This is a genomic window from Modicisalibacter ilicicola DSM 19980, assembly GCF_900128925.1.
GTDB classification, from domain to species: domain Bacteria; phylum Pseudomonadota; class Gammaproteobacteria; order Pseudomonadales; family Halomonadaceae; genus Modicisalibacter; species Modicisalibacter ilicicola.
On the sequence record NZ_FQUJ01000003.1, the window covers coordinates 66,478 to 86,646 of the forward strand.

22 protein-coding genes are annotated in these 20,169 nt (G+C 63.6%); 10 read left to right on the top strand and 12 right to left on the bottom strand.

What is annotated here, in order from left to right; translation table 11 throughout:
- Positions 1-9: 9 nt before the first annotated feature.
- From gbdR to BUA41_RS02875, 5 genes are all read right to left on the bottom strand, one after another.
- Positions 10-1,152 carry a choline metabolism transcriptional regulator GbdR gene (gbdR, locus tag BUA41_RS02855; protein ID WP_072819571.1) on the bottom strand — a complete coding sequence of 381 codons (1,143 nt, stop codon included), beginning with the start codon at positions 1,150-1,152 and terminating at the stop codon, positions 10-12.
- Between the two features lie 266 nt (positions 1,153-1,418).
- Positions 1,419-2,273, bottom strand: a complete 855-nt coding sequence (gene fghA, locus BUA41_RS02860; RefSeq protein ID WP_072819573.1) for an S-formylglutathione hydrolase — start codon at positions 2,271-2,273, stop codon at positions 1,419-1,421.
- Positions 2,274-2,327: 54 nt separating this feature from the next.
- Entirely contained in the window at positions 2,328-3,437 is a 1,110-nt protein-coding gene (locus tag BUA41_RS02865) for an S-(hydroxymethyl)glutathione dehydrogenase/class III alcohol dehydrogenase (protein WP_072819576.1), read from the bottom strand.
- Positions 3,438-3,591: 154 nt separating this feature from the next.
- On the bottom strand, positions 3,592-4,377 hold the full coding sequence (locus BUA41_RS02870; protein WP_072819579.1) for a Crp/Fnr family transcriptional regulator: 786 nt from the start codon (positions 4,375-4,377) through the stop codon (positions 3,592-3,594).
- Between the two features lie 244 nt (positions 4,378-4,621).
- On the bottom strand, positions 4,622-6,001 hold the full coding sequence (locus BUA41_RS02875; RefSeq protein WP_072819580.1) for an L-serine ammonia-lyase: 1,380 nt from the start codon (positions 5,999-6,001) through the stop codon (positions 4,622-4,624).
- A gap of 247 nt (positions 6,002-6,248) precedes the next feature.
- Between BUA41_RS02875 and BUA41_RS02880 the strand changes: the two genes are divergently transcribed.
- Positions 6,249-7,175, top strand: coding sequence for a LysR substrate-binding domain-containing protein (locus BUA41_RS02880; protein ID WP_072819581.1), 927 nt, complete (start codon positions 6,249-6,251; stop codon positions 7,173-7,175).
- A 95-nt stretch (positions 7,176-7,270) separates the two neighbouring features.
- Here the strand turns inward: BUA41_RS02880 and rpoD are convergent, their stop codons facing one another.
- From rpoD to rpsU, 3 genes are all read right to left on the bottom strand, one after another.
- A complete protein-coding gene (gene rpoD / locus BUA41_RS02885) occupies positions 7,271-9,124 on the bottom strand; it encodes an RNA polymerase sigma factor RpoD (RefSeq protein ID WP_072819582.1) in 1,854 nt (617 codons plus the stop codon).
- A 204-nt stretch (positions 9,125-9,328) separates the two neighbouring features.
- Positions 9,329-11,182: a DNA primase gene (dnaG, locus tag BUA41_RS02890; protein WP_072819583.1), complete on the bottom strand. Its 1,854-nt coding sequence runs from the start codon at positions 11,180-11,182 to the stop codon at positions 9,329-9,331.
- Between the two features lie 112 nt (positions 11,183-11,294).
- Positions 11,295-11,510, bottom strand: coding sequence for a 30S ribosomal protein S21 (gene rpsU, locus BUA41_RS02895; RefSeq protein ID WP_072819584.1), 216 nt, complete (start codon positions 11,508-11,510; stop codon positions 11,295-11,297).
- A gap of 273 nt (positions 11,511-11,783) precedes the next feature.
- Between rpsU and tsaD the strand changes: the two genes are divergently transcribed.
- Positions 11,784-12,809, top strand: coding sequence for a tRNA (adenosine(37)-N6)-threonylcarbamoyltransferase complex transferase subunit TsaD (tsaD, locus tag BUA41_RS02900; protein ID WP_072819585.1), 1,026 nt, complete (start codon positions 11,784-11,786; stop codon positions 12,807-12,809).
- Positions 12,810-12,853: 44 nt separating this feature from the next.
- On the opposite strand, the gene BUA41_RS02905 is transcribed toward tsaD, so the two are convergent.
- Both BUA41_RS02905 and BUA41_RS02910 read right to left on the bottom strand, forming a co-directional pair.
- Entirely contained in the window at positions 12,854-13,492 is a 639-nt protein-coding gene (locus BUA41_RS02905; RefSeq protein ID WP_072819586.1) for a Vgb family protein, read from the bottom strand.
- A gap of 36 nt (positions 13,493-13,528) precedes the next feature.
- Positions 13,529-14,749: a helix-turn-helix domain-containing protein gene (locus BUA41_RS02910; protein WP_072819599.1), complete on the bottom strand. Its 1,221-nt coding sequence runs from the start codon at positions 14,747-14,749 to the stop codon at positions 13,529-13,531.
- A gap of 118 nt (positions 14,750-14,867) precedes the next feature.
- Between BUA41_RS02910 and BUA41_RS02915 the strand changes: the two genes are divergently transcribed.
- The gene (locus BUA41_RS02915; protein WP_217652766.1) at positions 14,868-15,068 is read left to right on the top strand and encodes a DUF899 family protein; all 201 of its coding nucleotides are present in this window, start codon (positions 14,868-14,870) and stop codon (positions 15,066-15,068) included.
- Between the two features lie 139 nt (positions 15,069-15,207).
- Positions 15,208-15,348 carry a VOC family protein gene (locus BUA41_RS02920; RefSeq protein WP_217652767.1) on the top strand — a complete coding sequence of 47 codons (141 nt, stop codon included), beginning with the start codon at positions 15,208-15,210 and terminating at the stop codon, positions 15,346-15,348.
- A 234-nt stretch (positions 15,349-15,582) separates the two neighbouring features.
- On the opposite strand, the gene BUA41_RS02925 is transcribed toward BUA41_RS02920, so the two are convergent.
- A complete protein-coding gene (locus BUA41_RS02925; RefSeq protein WP_072819601.1) occupies positions 15,583-15,984 on the bottom strand; it encodes a VOC family protein in 402 nt (133 codons plus the stop codon).
- 30 nt (positions 15,985-16,014) lie between these two features.
- Positions 16,015-16,629 carry a dihydrofolate reductase family protein gene (locus tag BUA41_RS02930; RefSeq protein WP_072819604.1) on the bottom strand — a complete coding sequence of 205 codons (615 nt, stop codon included), beginning with the start codon at positions 16,627-16,629 and terminating at the stop codon, positions 16,015-16,017.
- Between the two features lie 217 nt (positions 16,630-16,846).
- On the opposite strand from BUA41_RS02930, the gene BUA41_RS02935 reads away from it, so the two are divergent.
- The 6 genes from BUA41_RS02935 to BUA41_RS02955 all read left to right on the top strand — a co-directional run bounded on the left by BUA41_RS02935 (position 16,847) and on the right by BUA41_RS02955 (position 20,149).
- Positions 16,847-17,200, top strand: coding sequence for a DUF1428 domain-containing protein (locus BUA41_RS02935; RefSeq protein ID WP_072819606.1), 354 nt, complete (start codon positions 16,847-16,849; stop codon positions 17,198-17,200).
- Between the two features lie 27 nt (positions 17,201-17,227).
- Positions 17,228-17,623, top strand: coding sequence for a YciI family protein (locus tag BUA41_RS02940; protein WP_072819608.1), 396 nt, complete (start codon positions 17,228-17,230; stop codon positions 17,621-17,623).
- Between the two features lie 11 nt (positions 17,624-17,634).
- Positions 17,635-17,991 (top strand): YciI family protein, encoded by a 357-nt coding sequence (locus BUA41_RS02945; protein WP_072819610.1) that lies wholly within the window; start codon positions 17,635-17,637, stop codon positions 17,989-17,991.
- Positions 17,992-18,217: 226 nt separating this feature from the next.
- Positions 18,218-18,688 carry a VOC family protein gene (locus BUA41_RS02950; protein WP_072819612.1) on the top strand — a complete coding sequence of 157 codons (471 nt, stop codon included), beginning with the start codon at positions 18,218-18,220 and terminating at the stop codon, positions 18,686-18,688.
- 13 nt (positions 18,689-18,701) lie between these two features.
- Positions 18,702-18,848 carry a VOC family protein gene (locus BUA41_RS18855; RefSeq protein WP_217652768.1) on the top strand — a complete coding sequence of 49 codons (147 nt, stop codon included), beginning with the start codon at positions 18,702-18,704 and terminating at the stop codon, positions 18,846-18,848.
- The gene (locus BUA41_RS02955; RefSeq protein WP_139249043.1) at positions 18,845-20,149 is read left to right on the top strand and encodes an RNA polymerase sigma factor; all 1,305 of its coding nucleotides are present in this window, start codon (positions 18,845-18,847) and stop codon (positions 20,147-20,149) included. The genes BUA41_RS18855 and BUA41_RS02955 overlap by 4 nt, the downstream gene beginning before the upstream one ends.
- The last annotated feature ends 20 nt before the right edge of the window (positions 20,150-20,169 follow it).

The window sequence follows — 20,169 nt, forward strand, 5'->3', positions numbered from 1 at the left end:
GGACGAGGGCTATCTCAGCGGTACGCTGGCATAGGTCGACTCTCCCCGGGCCTTGGCCAGTGCCGCAACCGCACTCGAGACAGGTTCCTGTCCGAGCGCGTCTGGCGACAGGGTCAGGGCCAGCGATTGGCTCTCGCTCAGGGGCTCGCCACTGCGCGACCGGGTGCCCAGACGCTCCTCGCGGGGCGGGATGCCGAAGAATTCGCGATAGCACTTCGAGAAGTGTGGCGTCGAGACGAAACCGCAAGCCGAGGCCACCTCGATGATCGGCATCGGCGTCTGCTTCAGGTACTGACGGGCCCGGGTCAGTCTCAGCCGCAGGTAGTAGCGCGACGGCGAACAATGCAGGTACTTCTGGAACAACCGCTCCAGCTGGCGACGCGAGACATCGACATAGGCCGCCAGCTCGTCGAAGCCGATGGGCTCCTCGAGGTTGGCCTCCATCAGCGCGACGATCTCCAGCAGCTTGGGCTGCGTCGTGCCCAGCACGTGCTTGAGCGGCACGCGCTGTTGATCCTGCTCGTTGCGGACGCGCTCGTAGATGAACATCTCGGAGATCGCCGCCGACAGGTCGCGACCGTGATCGCGCCCGATCAGGGTGAGCATCATGTCCATGGGCGCGGTGCCGCCCGAGGCGGTGAAGCGATCCCGGTCGATGGAGAAAAGCCGTGTGGTCAGCGCGATGCGCGGAAAGGCCTCCTGCATGGCGGCGAGGCATTCCCAGTGAACGCTGGCCTCGAAACCATCGAGCAGCCCGGCACGCGCCAGCGCCCAGCTCCCGGTACAGACGGCCCCCATGCGTCGCAACTGACGGGATTGCGCCTGCAGCCAGCTCACGTGTTCACGAGTGATGTTGCGATTGGGGCCGACACCACCGCACACCACCACCCAGTCGAGGGAGAGCGGGATGGTGGTCGCGGCATCCGGTGTCACCTGTAGACCGTCACTGGCATTCACCGGCTGACCGTCCTGGGTGAGGGTATACCAGCGATAGAGCTCCTGGCCGGCCAGCTGGTTGGCCATGCGCAGCGGCTCGATGGCGGAGGCCAGCGAGATCAGCGTGAAGCTGTCCAGCAGCAGGAAGCCAAGGGTCTGGGGAACCACGGTCCGCTGGGTAGTGGAGGTAGCACTTGCCGAACGAGAAGTTGCCATACGCCCCTCTCTTACGTATCGCCCCCTGCCCGAGGGTGAGGGTCTCGTTGTCGTTGCCTGCCGATGTTTCGACCTCACCACTCAATGTAAGGCCTGTGTCGTTTTCTGCCAGCAACATTTCAGATTTCCGACAGGAAAAGAAGCGTTCAGGAGAATTCTGACGCAGGCGGGTATTCGAATGTCGCACCGAGCCATGTATAGCCGGCAAAAAACGACGCCTCGATGAAACCGAGGCGCCGCCAGGGGTTCGCGGGAACTCAGGGACCCTAGGCTATCTTGAGATGCCTGGCGTGATAGCGCAGATGCTCTTCGATGAAGGTGGCGATGAAGTAGTAGCTGTGATCGTAGCCCGGCTGGCGCCTCAGCGTCAGGGGATGGTCTCGCTTCTCGCAGGCAGCCTCCAGGTTCTCGGGCTTCAATTGCTCCTCGAGGAAATCGTCGTTCTCGCCCTGATCGATGAACAGCGGTTGACGCGAGGCACCCTTGGCGACCAGCTCGCAGGCGTCGTACTGGGTCCACAGACCACGATCGTCACCCAGATAGTTGCCGAAGGCTTTCTTGCCCCAGGGCACGACACTGGGATTGACCACGGGGGCGAAGGCCGATACCGAGGCAAAACGCCCTGGCTGGCGCAACGCCATCACCAGGGCACCGTGGCCGCCCATGGAGTGGCCACTGATGGCCTCGCGCCCATTGACCGGAAAATGCTGACGCACCACCGACGGCAGTTCGTCGTTGACATAGTCGTACATGCGATAGTGCCTCGACCAGGGCTTCTGGGTGGCGTTGACGTAGAAACCGGCCCCGGAACCAAAGTCGTAGCTATCGTGCTCGCCCGGAAGATCCAGCCCGCGCGGGCTGGTATCCGGGCAGACGATCACCATGCCCAGCTCCGCGGCGACGCGCTGGGCGCCAGCCTTCTGCATGAAGTTCTCGTCGGTGCAGGTCAGCCCGGACAGCCACCACAGCAACGGCACCTTGCCTTGCTCCGCCTGGGGAGGCAGATAGATGGAAAAGGTCATCTCGCAATCGAGCGCTCTGGCATGATGCCTGTAGCGCTTGAGCCAACCGCCGAAACATTTGTTGGCGGACACCTGCTCCAGCGTTTCGGACATGCTCATGCGGTCTCCTTGTCTGGCAAGCTGACAGCGCCACCCGAGATGGCGCCTTGCTGTTCAATAGTGAAGCACGGTCCGGATGCTCTTGCCCTCGTGCAACAGCTCGAACGCGTCATTGATCTGCTCGAAAGGCATGTTGTGCGTGATGAACTCGTCGATCATGATCTCGCCGTTCATGTAACGCTCGACATAGCCCGGTAGCTCGCTGCGCCCCTTGACGCCACCGAAGGCGGAGCCGCGCCAGACGCGCCCGGTGACCAGTTGGAAAGGCCGCGTGGAGATCTCCTCGCCGGCGCCGGCCACGCCGATGATGATCGACTCGCCCCAGCCCTTGTGGCAGCACTCGAGAGCCGAACGCATGACGTTGACGTTGCCGATGCACTCGAAGGAGTAGTCGACGCCGCCATCGGTCAGGTCGATGATCACCTGCTGGATGGGGTCGCTGTACTCCTTGGGATTGACGAATTCGGTGGCGCCGAACTGGCGCGCCAGCTCGAACTTGTCGGGATTGACGTCGATGGCGATGATTCGCGCGGCCTTGGCCATCTGCGCGCCCTGGATGACCGCCAGGCCGATGGCACCCAGGCCGAACACCGCCACCGTGGAGCCCGGCTCGACCTTGGCGGTGTTGAGCACCGCGCCGATACCGGTGGTCACTCCGCAGCCCAGCAGGCAGATCTTGTCCATGGGCGCTTCCTTGGAGACCTTGGCCAGGGAGACCTCGGGAAGCACCGTGTACTCGGAGAAGGTCGAACAGCCCATGTAGTGATGCAGCTTCTTGCCTTCGAAGGAGAAGCGGCTGGTGCCGTCGGGCATCAGCCCCTGGCCCTGAGTGGCGCGCACGGCACTGCACAGATTGGTCTTGCCCGACAGGCAGAACTTGCACTTGCCGCACTCGGCGGTATACAGCGGAATCACATGATCGCCGGGTTGCACGCTGGTCACGCCCTCACCGACCTCCTGGACGACGCCCGCGCCCTCGTGACCGAGCACCGAGGGGAAGAGCCCTTCCGGATCGGCCCCCGAAAGCGTGTAGGCATCGGTATGACAGACGCTGGTGGCAGCGATACGCACCAGCACTTCACCGGCCTTGGGACCGTCGACGTCGATCTCGGCAAGCTCCAGTGGCTTGCCCGCTTCCAGAGCGATGGCAGCACGCGATTTCATGGCGACTCCTGATAAATGCAATGGCGTCGGAAGACGCTCTCCAGTGTAGGCGAAAAGAACGCTGGAAGAATATGCACCAGGCCGACGCGGTGGTTATCTGAAAACGACCAGCACCGTCGATGAGCGCGTCGCAGGGGGGTGGCGATAAGCCTGTTCACTCCGTGCGTACTTCATTGACCTCGCCGCCACGCTCCTTGAATTCGATATCGCTGAACAGCGGACGCAGGCTGTCATTGAGATAACGGCTGTCGAACTCCGCCACAGCAGCCAGCTTCAGGGGGTCCACAAGGCAGATGCGATGGCGTTCGCGCAGCACCAGCCCTTCCTCTCGGAAAGTGGAGAAGGTGCGACTGATGTGTACCGAACTCAGCCCCAGGGCATCGCCGAGCTGTTCCTGGGACAGCGGCAAGCGGAAGTGGCCATCGCTGAGCGAGTCGGTCTGGCCGAGGCGCTCATACATCTCGTAGAGGAAGTGCGCGAGACGCTGGTAGGCGGAGCGTCGAGCAAGATTGACCAGTCGCTCGGTCAGAAGCACCTGGTGGCGGCTGGCGATCGCGAACAGCACCGCGGTCAGGGTGGTCGAGGAACGAAAGATGTCCAGCAGACGGCGGTGAGGGAAATAGCAGATCACGCCGTCATCGATCATCGTGACCCCGGAAAGCCGCTGGGAAAAGGCGAACTCGCGCATGCCGATGATGTCCCCGGGAAGATAGATCTCGAGGATCTGGCGGCTGCCATCGCCAAGGTTACGATAGGAATAGGCCCAGCCCCGGCGGATCGTGCAGAACTCCGACGCCCTGTCGCACTCCTTCCAAAGGGTCTCGCCGGCGCGTACCTCGGTAGGGCTTTGCTCCAGCGCGAACAACAACTCCTTGTCCTTTTCCGACAAGGCACAGTAGTTGCTGAAGAGACGAACGATGCAGCTGTCTTGTTGGTCCACGGTCGAGCGATCCCGTTCTGGTGGGTTTGCGATGCCGGGTGTCTTGTGGCACTGACGGTTTTCGCAGCATATTCTGAACCACCCCGATGCGCCTCCGAATAACCCAAGTTATTTTTGCAGACGCTTCGCGCTATCCTACTCGCCCCGAATTATTCTGTCTCGCCCCTTTGCATGCCCGAAGACGCCTTGCAGGGCGTCCTTGGCCAGCACGCTTACTGGCTGGGTAGCAAGTGATCGGCCTGGGTCAACATTCGATGGTATTGACCGCCAGACCGCCCCGGGAGGTCTCCTTGTACTTGTCCTGCATGTCACGACCGGTATCGCGCATGGTACGGATCACCTTGTCCAGCGAGATGAAGTGCTCACCGTCGCCGCGCAGGGCCATCTGGGCGGCATTGATCGCCTTGACCGAAGCGATGGCATTGCGCTCGATGCAGGGCACCTGGACCAGCCCTCCCACCGGATCGCAGGTCAGGCCGAGGTTGTGCTCGAGCCCGATCTCGGCGGCGTTCTCGACCTGGCCCGGGGTGCCGCCCATGACCTCGGCCAGGCCGGCCGCCGCCATGGCGCAGGCGGAACCGACCTCGCCCTGGCAGCCGACCTCGGCGCCGGAGATCGAGGCATTCTTCTTGCACAGGATGCCCACCGCAGCGGCAGCCAGCAGGAAGTCGACCAGATCGCGTTCGCAGGCCCCGGGCTGGAACTTCATGTAATAGTGCAGCACCGCCGGAATGATGCCTGCCGCCCCGTTGGTGGGGGCGGTGACCATGCGCCCGCCGGCGGCGTTTTCCTCGTTGACCGCCAGGGCATAGACATTGACCCAGTCCATCGCCGAGAAGGTCGAGCTGATCAGGCTTGGGCTCTCCTCGACGGCCTGCAGACGCTGATAGAGCTGCTTGGCGCGGCGCTTGACGTTGAGGCCGCCGGGCAAGACTCCCTCCTGCTCGAGACCGTGGTCGACGCAAGCCCGCATGGCTTCCCAGACACGCCACAACTCGCGGCGGATCTCGGTCTCGTTGCGCCACGCCTTCTCGTTCTCCATCATCAGCTCGCTGATGCGCAGGTCATGCATGCGGCACAGCGCCAGCAGCTCTTCGGCGCTGTCGAAATCGTAGGGCAACGTCGTACCGTCGGTATCGAAATCGCCGGCCTGGGCCTGCTCGTCGTCGATGACGAAACCGCCCCCCACCGAGTAATAGGTGTTGCGATGGAGCTCATCGTTGTAGCCATGGGCGATCAAGCGCAGGGCGTTGGGGTGGTGCGGCAGGTTCTCCTCGAACAGCTGCATGTCGCGCGCCCAGACGAAGGCCACTCCCAGGCGGCCGTCCAGCATCAGGGTCTGGGCCTCGAGCAGTTCCTCGATGCAAGGCGTGATGATCGCCGGGTCGATGCTGTCCGGGCGCTCGCCCATCAGGCCCATGATGACGGCACGGTCGGTACCATGGCCGATGCCGGTGGCGGACAGCGAGCCGTAGAGCTGGACCTCGACCCGAGCGACGCGCTCGAGCAGATCCCGGTCGCGCAACTCCTCGACGAAATCATGGGCGGCACGCATAGGGCCTACGGTATGCGAGCTGGAGGGGCCGATACCGATCTTGAACAGGTCGAATACGCTGATGGACATAGGTCATTACCTCGTCGGGGCGCTCGGCGGGATCCCGCATGGATCAATCTCGCTAAAGCGCCCTGATTTGAACTGGGATCATCACTAGACTGGACCCGACCGGCACGGGAGGCAATCGAGAATATCTGGTTTTCGCTTTAGCCTGGCTAAATCCATGGCGCAAAGACAGGTACTCATTTCTATCGGTGTCGCGCAGCGATCGGTTAGAATCTTCATCAACACCCTTTGGCTTCATGATTACTAAACCATGCAGCGATCCCTCAACGGCCAAACCCATGCCTGGCTCAAGGTCTTTGCAGTCAGCGCCCGCTACCTCTCCTTTACCCGTGCCGCGGAGGAACTCCATGTCACCACCGGCGCGGTGAGCCAGCAGATCAAGCAGCTCGAGGAACGCCTGGGATTCAAGCTGTTCCGGCGCCTGCCGCGTCAGCTGGAACTGACCGACGAGGGCCGTCGCCTGGCGGCGGTGGTGGATGAAGCCTATCAATCCGTGGGTCAGGAGGTGCGGCGGCTGCGCAGTGGCGTGATGAGCGGTATCCTCCGGTTGCGCTCGGTCCCCTCCTTCCTGGCCAAGTGGATGATGCCCCGGTTGCCGCGGCTGCAGGCTCGCTTTCCCGACATCGAACTGCAGGTCATCGCCGAGGACAGCAACATCTCGCTGCGCGAGGGCGATTTCGACCTGGCGCTGGATCTCAACGATGGCCGCTATCCGGGATTCCACATCACGCCGCTGATGGACGAAGTGATCTTTCCGGTCTGCGCCCCATCACTGCTGCGCGGCAAGCCGCCGTTGAACCGACCCGAGGACCTGGCCTGGTACCCCCTTCTGCACGACGTCACCGCCTGGCGGGGCAGCCACGACTATGCCGAGTGGGAACACTACCTGCAGGCCATCGGCGCCCCCCGCATCAACTTGCGGCGCGGTTATACCTTCAACCGCAATCAGCTGACCATGGAAGCCGCCATCGCCGGCATGGGGGTCGCGATCGCCCGGCGCACCCTGATCACCAGCGAATTGAAGACCGGCCAGCTGATCGCGCCCTTCCCCCAGCGGGTGGCGACCGGCAAGCGTTACGGTATCGTCCATGCCCAGGGGGCACTGGACGATCGTCGCGTGCGAGTCGTGCATGACTGGATCGTCGAGGAGGCGGGCCGTTCGGCACCCAGCGAATGACTCGCCCCGCCGCTCGATACGCAAACACCCGCAAGCATGGGCTTGCGGGTGTCGCAGAAGAATAGAAACGCTTCGAACGCTACGCTTGCATTCGCCTACTCGTCGAGAAAGGAGCGCAAGGGCTCGGAGCGGGACGGATGGCGCAGCTTGCGCAGCGCCTTGGCCTCGATCTGGCGGATGCGCTCCCGGGTGACGTCGAACTGCTTGCCGACTTCCTCGAGGGTGTGATCGGTATTCATGTCGATACCGAAACGCATGCGCAGCACCTTGGCCTCCCGCGCGGTCAGGCCACCCAGCACGTTACGGGTCGCCTCGATCAAGCCTTCGCCGGTAGCGGAGTCGATGGGCAGCAACATCGTGCCGTCCTCGATGAAGTCGCCCAGGTGGGAATCGTCGTCGTCACCGATCGGCGTCTCCATGGAGATCGGCTCCTTGGCGATCTTGAGCACCTTGCGCACCTTGTCCTCGGGCATCTCGAGACGCTCGCCCAGCTCTTCCGGCGTCGGTTCGCGGCCCATCTCCTGCAGCATCTGCCGCGACACGCGGTTGAGCTTGTTGATGGTCTCGATCATGTGCACCGGAATGCGGATGGTGCGCGCCTGGTCGGCGATCGAGCGAGTGATGGCCTGACGAATCCACCAGGTGGCATAGGTCGAGAACTTATAGCCACGCCGGTACTCGAACTTGTCCACCGCCTTCATCAGGCCGATGTTGCCTTCCTGAATCAGATCGAGGAACTGCAGCCCCCGGTTGGTGTACTTCTTGGCGATCGAGATCACCAGGCGCAGGTTGGCCTCGACCATTTCCTTCTTGGCCCGCCTTGCCTTGGCCTCGCCGATCGACAGCCGACGATTGACTTCCTTGATCTCGGCCACCGGCAGCTGGATCAGCTGCTCCTCGAAGGCAATCTTGCGCTGGGCACGCTGGATGTCGCCACGGAACACTTCCAGCCTGTCGGCGTACTTGGCATTGCTGGCCAGAAACTCATCCAGCCATTCCTGGTTGGATTCATTACCCGGGAAGGACTTGATGAAGGTCTTGCGCGGCACCTTGCCCTTCTTGACGAACACCTGGAGGATCGTCTTCTCCTGTACGCGCACCTGGTCGACACTGATGCGCACCTGGCCGACCAGCCGCTCGAAGTGCTTGGGCACCAGCTTGATGGGCGAGAAGAGCTCCGCAAGACGCTCCTGCTCGGCAGCGGCTTCCGGAGACTTGATGCCATGCTTGTCGACGGCCGCCTTGGTGGCTGCGTTCTGCTCGCGAATCTGCTCGAAACGTGCCCGGGCCTCTTCGGGATCGGGCCCCCCGCTGCTCTCTTCCTCAGCGGTCTCGTCGTCATCGCCGTCCTCCTCGCCGTCGATGTCATCGTCATCGGAGATGGCATCCTCCTCCGGCACCTCGGCCTCGGCGACACCGGGGATCCCCTCGTCGGGATCGATGAATCCGGAGAACAGGTCGGAAAGACGGCCGGGCGCTTCCTCGTCCTGGGTGACATCATAGGCTTCCAGGATGGAGTCCACCGCACCGGGCAGATAGGCCAGCGCCGACATCACCTCCCGAGTCCCCTCCTCGATACGCTTGGCGATCTCGATCTCGCCTTCCCGGGTCAGCAGTTCCACCGTGCCCATCTCGCGCATGTACATGCGCACCGGGTCGGTGGTACGCCCTACATCGCTCTCCACGGCGGCGAGTGCGGCCACAGCTTCCTCGGCAGCCTGCTCGTCGGTGGAATGGTCGGACATCATCAGGGTATCCTCGTCCGGCGCCACCTCGACGACACTGATCCCCATGTCGTTGATCATGCCGATGATGTCTTCCACTTGATCCGGATCGGCGATATCCTCGGGAAGGTGGTCGTTGACCTCCGCATAGGTCAGGTAGCCTTGCTCCTTGCCCCGCGCGATCAACTCCTTCAGACGCGATTGCTGCTGCGCATTTCCAGCCATAGATACCCTATCTCGAAGAAGAAGAATGAAACACTCGAATGAACCGGCCATGAAAACTCGATTAGCCGGAAATTATAGCGGTTAGACACGCCAACCCGCCAGTATTGCGTTTGCACTGTCATTCAAGTGTGTTAGCTTGTACTGTTACGCTCGTTACTGATGACTCTAGATGGCGGCTGCCGGCGATAATTCAACCCCGGCACCCTAGGTTGCGCCGCGACCCTGCAGTGTCATCAGCAATTCCATCAAGCGCTGCTTCTCTTCCCTGGATAGTTTCTCGCCGCGCCTCTCCCTGGCCAGCAGCGCGTCGATCTCGTTCTGTGGTGAACTCCGAAACAGGCGTTGCTGGAAATGGGCCACCAGCCCGTCCAGCTCGGCCGCCCTGGCCGCCCGGGGAATCAAGAGCTCACGGCGCGCCAGTGCCTGGAGACGACTCCCTTCCCGGGTGCCATGAAAGTGGGCCAACAGCACCTGCGAGCTACGGTAGCGCCCGGCCCGCAGCAGGCGGATCACCTCGCGGCAGAGCGCACCATCTTCTTCGTTATCGGCGCACCAGCTCAACTCTTCAGGCAAGCGTTCTACCAATTCTGGTTCATGAACCAATAACTGCAAGGTGCGCGCCATGAGCCCCAGGGGTTCTCCACTTCGCGACCGGCCCGGCGAGGACGAAGCCTCCTCCTGACGCGACGCATCGCTTGCCCCCTTCTCATTCGCCAGCCCCCTGGCCCCGTTCGCCTGCCCCGCACGCTCCTCCCTGGCTTGCAGCAACGCCTGGAATCGCGCCGGTTCGACACCGGTACGTACCGTGAGTTCGCGCAGCAGCAACGACTTGAGCACGCCTTCGGGAAGCCGCTCGAGCGCCTTGAGCACGGCACTCACGAAGCGCTCCCGATCCTCGACGCGTTGCAGGTCGCGGCCTTCCGCCGCCTGCTCGAAAAGAAACTCCGACAACGGGCTGGCGCAGGTGATCCGGTCGGCGAACGCTTCCGGCCCTTCACGGCGCACCAGGCTGTCAGGGTCCTCGCCCTCGGGCAGAAACAGGAACCGCGCCTGGCGTCCATCGATCATCTGCGGCAACGCGGTTTCCAGCGCCCGCCGAGCAGCCTGGCGACCGGCGTTGTCGCCATCGAAGCAGAACACCACCTCGCCGACCAGGCGGAACAGGCGATTGAGATGCTCCTCGCTGGTCGAGGTGCCCAGGGTGGCGACGGCGTTGCGGATGCCGAACTGGGCCAGGGCCACCACATCCATGTAGCCCTCGACGATCACCAGCCGATCGAGCTGTCGATTGGCCTGGCGCGCCTCGTACAGACCATAGAGCTCGCGCCCCTTGTGGAAGACCGGCGTTTCCGGGGAGTTGAGATACTTGGGCTTGGCATCGCCCAGCACACGGCCACCGAAGGCGATCGTCCGCCCCTTCCAGTCCCGGATCGGAAACATCACCCGATCGCGAAAACGGTCGTAACTGCGCCCCCTTTCCTCGCGCTGCACCAGTAGCCCGTACTCGACCTGCACCGCCTCCGAAACATTATGCCCGACCAGGTGCTGCTTGAGAGCGTCCCAGGCATCCGGGGCATAGCCGATGCCGAAATCCCGCAGTACCTCCCGGGACAGCCCGCGACGCTCCAGGTAATCGCGGGCCGCCTGGCCTTCGACCATCGGCAAGCGCTCCCGAAAGAAGCTCGCCGCCAGCTCGAGCAGGTTGACGCCCTCCTGGCGCTTCTTCTCCCGGGCCTGGGCTTGTGGATCGTCGGCACCCTCGCGAGGCACCTCCAGGCCCTGGCGCGAGGCCAACTGCTCGACGGCCTCCGGGAAGCGCAGGTTGTCGTACTCCATCAAAAAACCCAGGGCCGTGCCATGGGCGCCACAGCCGAAACAGTGATAGAACTGCTTGTCCTGACTGACGGTGAACGAGGGGGTCTTCTCCTGGTGGAAGGGGCAGAGCCCCGAATAGTTGCGTCCGGCCTTCTTCAACTTCACCCGCTCGCCCACGACCTCGACCACGTCGACCCGGGCGAGGAGATCATCGATGAAACGCTGAGGGATCTGGCCGACCATAGGCTAAGGGGAACCTGCTGGGTGCTGGGTAAGAGTGCCCAGAAACACAAGCGGCCACCCTATGGCAGCCGCTTGGCGTCCCTCTGAGGCAGCAAGCTACCTCCAGTACGGATCAATACAACCGTTCGAAACGCTTGCGCTCACGCTGCAGCTTCTTGGCGTGACGCTTGACGGCCGCGGCAGCCTTGCGCTTGCGCACGGCGGTCGGCTTCTCGTAGTTCTCGCGACGGCGTACCTCGGACAGCACACCAGCTTTCTCGCAGGAACGCTTGAAACGACGCAGGGCGACGTCGAACGGCTCGTTATCGCGCACTTTGACAGAAGGCATTAAGCACTCACCTACCTTGAAATCATGAGTTCGGTTTGACGCACACCCGTGGGCACCGATGTCGGCCAATGCGCCTGCTCGCTCTATCGACAAACAAGCGGCATACAGATTGGAAGGATGATTCGATGAGCCCGGATGCACGACCCAGTCTTGCAGAGCAAAGTATTGTAGTCGCCGCTGTGAGTGTTTGCAAATTGATTCGCCCTAGCCCTGCCGATGCGGGCGCAAAAGACGTAACATGGGGCTTTTACACGGATCGACGAGCCAATCACCATGCGCGTACTGGGGATCGAAACCTCCTGCGACGAAACCGGCGTCGCCCTCTACGACACCGACCATGGCCTGCTGGCGGACGCACTCTACAGCCAGGTCGCGATGCACGCCGACTATGGCGGCGTGGTGCCGGAGCTGGCCTCCCGCGACCACACCCGCAAGCTGCTGCCCCTGATCCAGCAAGTGCTCGATGAAGCCGGTCTGGCGCGCAGCGATCTCGACGGTATCGCCTATACCGCGGGGCCCGGGCTGGTCGGGGCGCTGATGGTCGGTGCCTCGACGGCCCATGGCCTGGCTCGAGCACTGGATATACCCGCACTGGGGATACATCACATGGAAGGCCATCTGCTCGCCCCCATGCTCGAGGACGAACCGCCCGGATTCCCCTTCGTTGCCCTGCTGGTCTCCGGCGGCCATACGCAACTGGTCGAGGTGGACGGCCTGGGCCGGTACCGGCTGCTGGGCGAGTCCGTGGACGATGCCGCCGGCGAAGCCTTCGACAAGACGGCCAAGATGCTCGAGCTGGCCTACCCCGGCGGGCCCGAGGTGGCGCGCCTCGCCGAGCAAGGCAATCCGAGACGTTTCCGCTTCCCGCGGCCGATGACCGACAGGCCGGGCCTCGACTTCAGCTTCTCGGGCCTCAAGACTCACACCCTGACCACGGCCAACAACTTGCGCGACGTCGGCGAACTCGACGATCAAGGACGTGCCGATATTGCCCGCGCCTTCGAGGATGCCGTGGTCGATACCCTGGTGATCAAGTGCCGGCGAGCGCTTGACCAGACCGGCCTGAAGCGCCTGGTGGTGGCCGGTGGGGTGAGTGCCAACAAGCGGCTGCGCGAGCGCCTGGCCATCGAGGTGGGCAAGCGTGGCGCCCGCGCCTTCTACCCCCGCGGACGCTTCTGTACCGACAACGGCGCGATGATCGCCTACGTGGGGGCCCAGCGCCTGCTGGCCGGCGAGCGCGACGACAGTGCCATGAAGGCCGTGCCGCGCTGGCCATTGGAAGGACTCATGCCGCCTTGAGCGGCAGTCACCGATGATCGATCTTCATATCGCCAAAGCACGCCCTACGCCTTCCCCGGATAGCGGACGACTCTCACCATCCCGCTGTTGCCGCCGCCGCAGAAGAAGCGATCGCCGCCATCGGACTCGAGCCCCGACACGCCCACACCCGGCGGCATCTCGAGCCGTTCCAGGAGCTCCCCCGTCTGCGGATCGAGCCGCCGCAGGTCGCTCTGACCGTCCTGCCAGGTGCCGTGCCAGAGCTCGCCGTCGACCCAGGTGACGCCAGTGACGAAGCACTCGGATTCAATCGTGCGCAGCACTGTTCCCGTCTCGGGGTCCACTTGATGGATCTTGCGTCCGCGATGCTGCCCGACCCAGAGTGAGCCTTCCGCCCAGGCAAGGCCGGAATCGCCCCCATCGCCCGGCGCCGGGATCGTGGCGAGCACTTCGCCGGTCTTTGGATCGATCTTCCGGATCACCGCCTCTGCGATCTGGAACAAGTGCTTGCCATCGAACGCCGTGCCCGCATCGGCAGCAACATTGAGCGAGTTCAGCATCTCCCCGTTGCTCGGATCAAAAGCGTGCAATTTGGTACCTGTCGCCATCCAAACTTGGCGGCCATCAAAGCTGACCCCATGGACGCAATCCACTCCAGGGAAGGGGCCATACTCCCGGAGGATTTCGGCCGTTGATCGCTGCATGATGTTCTCCCTATGTGGTGGCTTCACGCATCCAGCCTAGTCACTCGGCAAGGGAGCGGGGAGTAACAAGGTTGTCGGGAATCCCGGCACAGACGATGTCACCCACCGCTGTGACCGCCCGCGACCGAATGACTGCACCCTGCCGGCGGCCATCAGGGCGTCGAGGGCTCGCTGCACGGTGCGCGGGCTAACGTCGAGCGCCAGCGCCAAGGCCGAACTCGACCAGGCCTCGTCGTCGGCGAGCAGGGCGAGTACCATCGCGTGGCGCCCTTCGATGGGTGGCGCCAGCACAGCGACCACGTCGGCTTCATGGGGCTCCAATACGAACCCTCCTCCGGTGGCGTGTATCTCCGCCAGGGGTCTGATCGCTTCGCGCAAGCGCCCGACCTCGACCCGCAGTCGCGCACGATGCGATTCATCGGGGCGTTTCGTCCGGAAGGCACGGGCGATGAGGGTGTGCCTCGGCACGTCGCCGGGCCAGGCCTCGCCTAGCGCGCGGGCCAGGGTGAACAGTACCGGGCGACAGCCGAGTGAGATAACCCTGTGGGCGTCACGCACGACATGACGGCAGGCATCGACGACCAGCATCGGCGAGGCCAGCAGCGCCTCGACCTCTTCGAGCCGCAGGGCCCGCTCCTCACCTAGCGCAATCAGACGCGCCGCAGACTTTTCCAGGGCGCAGGCGACGCTCTCGACTTCCGCCGTCAGGGTGGGGATAGCGGCGTCGTGCGCGGCCTGCCTGGCCCGTGCCAAGGCCGCGCGCGCTGTCTTCGTGTGCAGGCGACGCATCGCGGCCCCCGCGGCCACCAACTCGTAGCCCGCCCGAGATGTCACCGGCAATGCGCCCACATCAAGGTCGTCGAGGATCTGCTCCGCCTCGTCGAGGCGACCAATCAACAGCAAGCGCCTTGCTTCGAGATAGCCGGCATGAGCGGCGTTCGCGAGGTCTCCAAACGCCTCCAGCGTCGACCGGGCGGCGCCGAGCCCCTCCATGGGCCGGCCGAGGTCGCGCGAGACCAAGGCGATCTCAGCCTCGGCAACGTTGCATCGCGCACGGGCCATGGGCTCCTTGTCGCCGAAAGCACGCGCTGCGATTCTCAGCAGCTCTCTTGCGCGCGAAAGTTCGCCGAGCTGCGCCATGGCGATGCCGCGCAGCGCCAGTGCCGGGGCATCGTCGCGCAATGCGATGCGCTTGAGTGCTGCAAGCGGATCGCCCGCCGCGAGCGCGCGCGCCGCAATCGCGATCAGCGCGTCCATCCGAATCCCGCCACAGTTGTTACTCCCGGTATGTGATACCCGTCGCCTAGTCTATCTCATGCCCCTAGGCTCTCGGGAGGATGCACGATGACCACGCGCTGCCATGAGCGGAACGGACGTGGCTACCTACACGCGCGAGCGACCGGGCATGAGCGCCTTCGTGCTCGAGGATGGCATCGTCTATCACAGCTACTCCACCTATGCGCGCGGCCTGGACGGCCTCTGGGGCATGTACCAGTGGCTCGACCGCGCTACGAGAAAGGCGTCTGGTGGCGCCGCCACGATGAGTATGACAAGGGCTGAGCGACGATGGATGTGATTGACCCAACGGCCAAACGTGAGCCCTTCGCCATGCACGACTGTCGATCTCGCGCCTGGCCGTTCGTCGTTCCTCCGAGTCCACGACGGCGAGTGAGACCAGGAGACACTTTCGACTACTACTCAAGGAGAAAGCAGACATGGCTATCAACTTCGATCACACCATCCTGGCGGCCCATGACAGCCACGCTTCGGCGGTTTTCCTCACGCAGGTACTGGGGCTACCGGAACCCCGTCGGTGGGGACCCTTCGACATGGTCGTCGCGGACAATAACCCGTGAGTCGGCAGGCCTGCCCGTCGAGAAGGTCGGTCCAACCTCGCTCGACACGCCGACGCGCCTGGACTGGCTGGCAGCGGTGGCAAGCTCGAGGTCGTGCTCGCCCATCCGCGCCAAGGCAGTATTACCGTCGAGAGTCGGTGAGCGGCATTCGTCCTGCTCCTGTCACCCCAGGTCACCGGTCCATGCCGTGTCTCCTCCTGCTCGAACGGTTCAGAACAGCGTCGCAGGCCCCTCTCAGGCTGACCTGGCCGCGGCTTCAAGCACCGCAATGTCGATCTTCTTCATCGTCATCATCGCCTCCATCGCGCGTCTGGCCTTGCCGCGGTCGCTCTCGCTGCCGCCGTTCCCGACGATCGCGTTCCAGTAGCGGTCGGTCTCTTCCTGGCCATCGGTCAGCACCATGAAGCTGACAGCCTCGTTCGGCGTGAAGACAGGGCCGCCGTTGAGGCCGAGGAACGGCCGGCCGAGCACGGTAAACTCGACGGTCAATTCGTCGCCTTCCCGTCCGCCGGGGTAGTCGGTAGCGGCCGCGTTCACACGGTCGACATGGCTATCGGGAAAGGTGGCGGCGTAGAACTTTGCCGCCTTGCTTGCTTCGCCGTGGTCGAACCACAGACAGGTGACGAGATTGGTCATGTTGATTCTCCTCTCAGGGTGAGTGTCGGCTCATTCCACCGCACCGCCAACGGTTCCGGTGCGCAGTGACCCAACGGGTCGGTAAGTGTTCATCAGCACGCCCGAGGACGCAGCCTTCGTGCTGAAGAGAGCGAGTTCACACGGGGCGGCGCTGTCCGAAAAGAAGCGTTTGCCTTTGCCCAGCAGCACCGGGAAGACGAGTAGCAAAACCTCGTCGGCCAGCCCTTCTGCGAGCAACATGGGCGTCAGTGTCGAACTTCCCCAGACGATCAGGTCAGGCCCGTCCCGCGCCTTGACGCGGCGAACGCCCGCCACGAGGTCCAAGCCAAGATCTTCGACCGGACCCCAACCGAGACTGTCCGGCCTGTGGGTCGCGACGAATTTGCTCGCGGCGTTCAGGCTGTCCGCCATCGGGCCAGTCTGATCCGGCCAGTAGCCGGCGAAGATATCGTACGTGCACCGGCCAAGCAGCAGATCGAAAGCGTCGCCATGCGCGGCATCGATGGCGTCTCCTACGGCTGGATCGAAATGTGGCATTGCCCATCCGCCATGATCGAAATCGCCGTTCCTGTCTTCGTCCGGTCCGCCGGGCGCCTGGATCACGCCGTCCAGCGAGATGTGTTCGATGATCCGAACCTTTCTCATCGTTTCTCTCCCAGGGTTCTTTTCTTCCTAATTCTGATGACGAACGACCAGTGGGTTTCTCGACACTGATTTTGCAGCACGTGTCGATTCACGATCGGGCCATCCGTCGTAAAGACATGCAGCCACACGCAGCCGATCTGCCCTATGGAATAAAGCGTTCGGTGAGGGAAAAGCGCGTGCTGCGGTCACTCGCTCAAACCGTTGAAGGAGAAATAGGATGACTTACGTCGATGGGTTCGTTGCTGCGGTGCCCAACGAGAATAAAGAAGCGTTCAGACAGCATGCCGACAAGGCAGCCGAGGTGTTCAAGGAGTACGGCGCCCTGCAGGTGATCGAGTGCTGGGGAGACGAGGTCCCCGACGGCGAGGTTACTTCCTTCCCCAGGGCGGTGAAGCTCAAGCCGGATGAAACCGTCGTTTTCTCGTGGATTACCTGGCCGTCCCGCGAAGTCCGGAATCAGGGGATGGACAAGGTCATGGCCGACTCCCGCCTGCAACCCGAGACGAACCCCATGCCTTTCGATGGCAAACGCCTGATCTATGGCGGGTTCGAGATCCTGGTTGATCGCTGAACGATTGGCCGATGCGAGGAGACGCCCATGCGCTACATGATCATCATCAAGGCGATCCAGGATTCCGAAGCCGGCGTGATACCGGACGAAGACTTGCTTGCTCGCATGGCGGCCTATCATGAAGCGCTGGCCAAGGCCGGCGTATTGCTCGATGGATCGAGTCTACGGTCCAGTTCGAGCGGCTGGCGAGTCCGGTATGCCGGCGACAAGCGCACGGTGATCGATGGGCCGTTCACCGAAAGCAAGGAGCTGATCGCCGGCTATACGCTCATTCAAGTCAGAAACCGCGAAGAGGCGGAGGAATGGGTGCGGCGGTTTCCGAAACCGGCGCTTGACAGCGACGAGGTGGAAATCGAGGTGCGCCGCCTGCTCGAGCGGGAGGGCATCGAAGACTTGCAGACCGTAAACCATCCACGAACTTAGGGAGATGACCCATGGACTATCTACTGCTGATCATCGAGGCGCGGGAAGATCGTGAAACGCGCAGCGAGGACGACGGCCGGGCGCTGTATGACGAGATGGTCCGCTTCGGCGAAGACCTCGCCACCCGCGGCAAGCTGCTAGCCAGCCGCTCGCTGCGCCCGGACAAGCACGGCGTTCGAGTCCAGCAGCGCGGCACCAGGCCGACGCTACTGGACGGCCCCTTTACCGAGTCGAAGGAGATGGTCGGCGGCTTCTTCCTGATCGACTGCGCGAACCGCGAAGAGGCCATCGCGATTGCAGGACAATGCCCCGCCGCACGTTTCGCCATCGTCGAGGTGCGTGAATGCGCCCCCTGCTACGTCGGCTAAACGCCGGGGTTGCGCCATGTTGTCACCATGAACCGATGGGCATATTGGTTGAGGGTGGGTATTTGCATCGTTGAGGCCAAATCGTCAAGCAGCTTGAGAGCAGGCCACCGGCGGCAGCGAAAACCGGCCTGACGGCTAACCCGGATGTCGATTTCGCCCCGCGTGGTTCGTCGTCGAGACGAGCCCGCCGTAAGCGGCGCCGAAGCCGACATCCGAGGAATTACCCATGAGCACTCAGATCAACCCCATTCCCGAGGGCATGCACAGTCTCACACCACACCTCATTTGCCGCGACGCCAATGCGGCGATGGATTTCTACATCGAGGCTTTCGGTGCTACGGACGAAGGCCGACTGCCGGGACCCAACGGTAAGCTGATACACGGCATGCTGCGTATCGGCGACTCGGCACTGATGCTGGTCGACGAGAATCCGGACTGGGGCATGTCGAGTCCGCTGTCGCTGAAGGGCTCGCCGGTCGCCCTGCACCTGTACGTGGAAGACGTCGATGCGGCCACCGCGCAGGCGGTGGCGGCCGGCGCGCGCGTCACCATGCCCGTCGAGGACATGTTCTGGGGCGACCGCTACGGAAAGCTCGTCGATCCCTTCGGCCACGAGTGGTCGGTGGCCACCCATATTCGCGACCTGAGTTCGCAAGAAATCGAGACCGCCGCCAAGGGCTTTTTTTCGGAGAACTGAGGCGGTGGATGCCATGGTGCACGAGGCGGTCGCCGCCGGTGGCGCGAGCTATAATGATCCTCAGGATCACGGTTTCATGTATGGCCACGGTTTCCAGGATCTTGACGGCCACATCTGGGAGCTGGTGCACATGACGGGGGCACCCGGGAGCACGGCGTGACGGACCAAGAGCTTGGCGCGACCATCGAGGCGATCTGGCGCATCGAATCGGCCAGGGTCGTTGCCAGTGTCGCGCGTCTGACCCATGACCTGGACCAGGCGGAGGACGTTGCCCAGGACGCCCTGCTTGCCGCATTGGAAGCCTGGCCCAGCAGGGGGCTCCCCGACAATCCCGGCGCCTGGCTGATGACCGCGGCCAAGCGCCGTGCGCTCGATCATCTGCGCCACCAGACCATGGCCGCACCCAAGCATGCAGAACTCGCCAGAGAGCTGGATGCCCACCACGCCCTGTCCGAACAGGCCTTCGCCGAAAGGATCGATGCCGCACTGGACGACGACATCGACGACGACGTCTTGCGCTTGCTCTTTACCGCCTGCCATCCGGTCCTGTCCCCCGACGCACGCGCCGCCCTGACGCTGAAGGTGGTCGGCGGCCTCACCACGCAGGAGATCGCGCGGGCCTATCTCAAGCCCGAGGCGACGATCGCCCAGCGCATCGTGCGCGCCAAGCGCACCCTATTTGAAGCGCACGTGCCCTTCGAGATGCCAGGTGGAGCGGCGTTGGCACCGCGACTTTCCTCGGTGCTCGAGGTCATCTATCTGATCTTCAACGAGGGCTATGCCGCCACCGCCGGCGATCAGTGGATGCGTCCCGATCTGTGCGACGAGGCGCTACGCCTGGGCCGCGTACTAGCCGGCTTGATGCCGGAGGAGAGCGAGGTGCACGGCCTGACGGCACTGATGGAGATCCAGGCCTCGCGTCTGCCCGCCCGGATGGATGCCAAGGGCGACCCCATCCTGCTGCCGGATCAAGACCGTGGCCGCTGGGACCGGCTGCTGATTCGTCGCGGTCTGGCCACCCTCGAACGCGCCGGGGCCCTGCCCGGTGTGCTTGGCCCCTACACCCTGCAAGCCGCCATCGCCGCCTGTCATGCCCGGGCCACGATCTACGAGGAAACCGACTGGACGCGCATCGCCGCGCTCTACGAAGCTCTCGCCCAGATCGCGCCCTCGCCGGTGGTGGCGCTGAATCGCGCCGTTGCCCTCGGCATGGCCTTCGGCCCGGCGGCGGGGCTGGAACTGGTCGATGCCCTGCTCGAAGAACCGACATTGGCGCACTACCACCTGCTGCCCAGCGTGCGCGGCGACCTGCTCGCCCGGCTCGATCGAATAGAGGAAGCCCGCGCCGAGTTCGAACGCGCCGCCACCCTCACCCGCAATGCCCGCGAACGCGCCCTGCTGCTGGCGCGGGCGGCGGGGTGCAACGAGGCGGAAACGCTGCCTGAGAAGCCATCACGTTAGGATGCCAATAAGGCCACAAG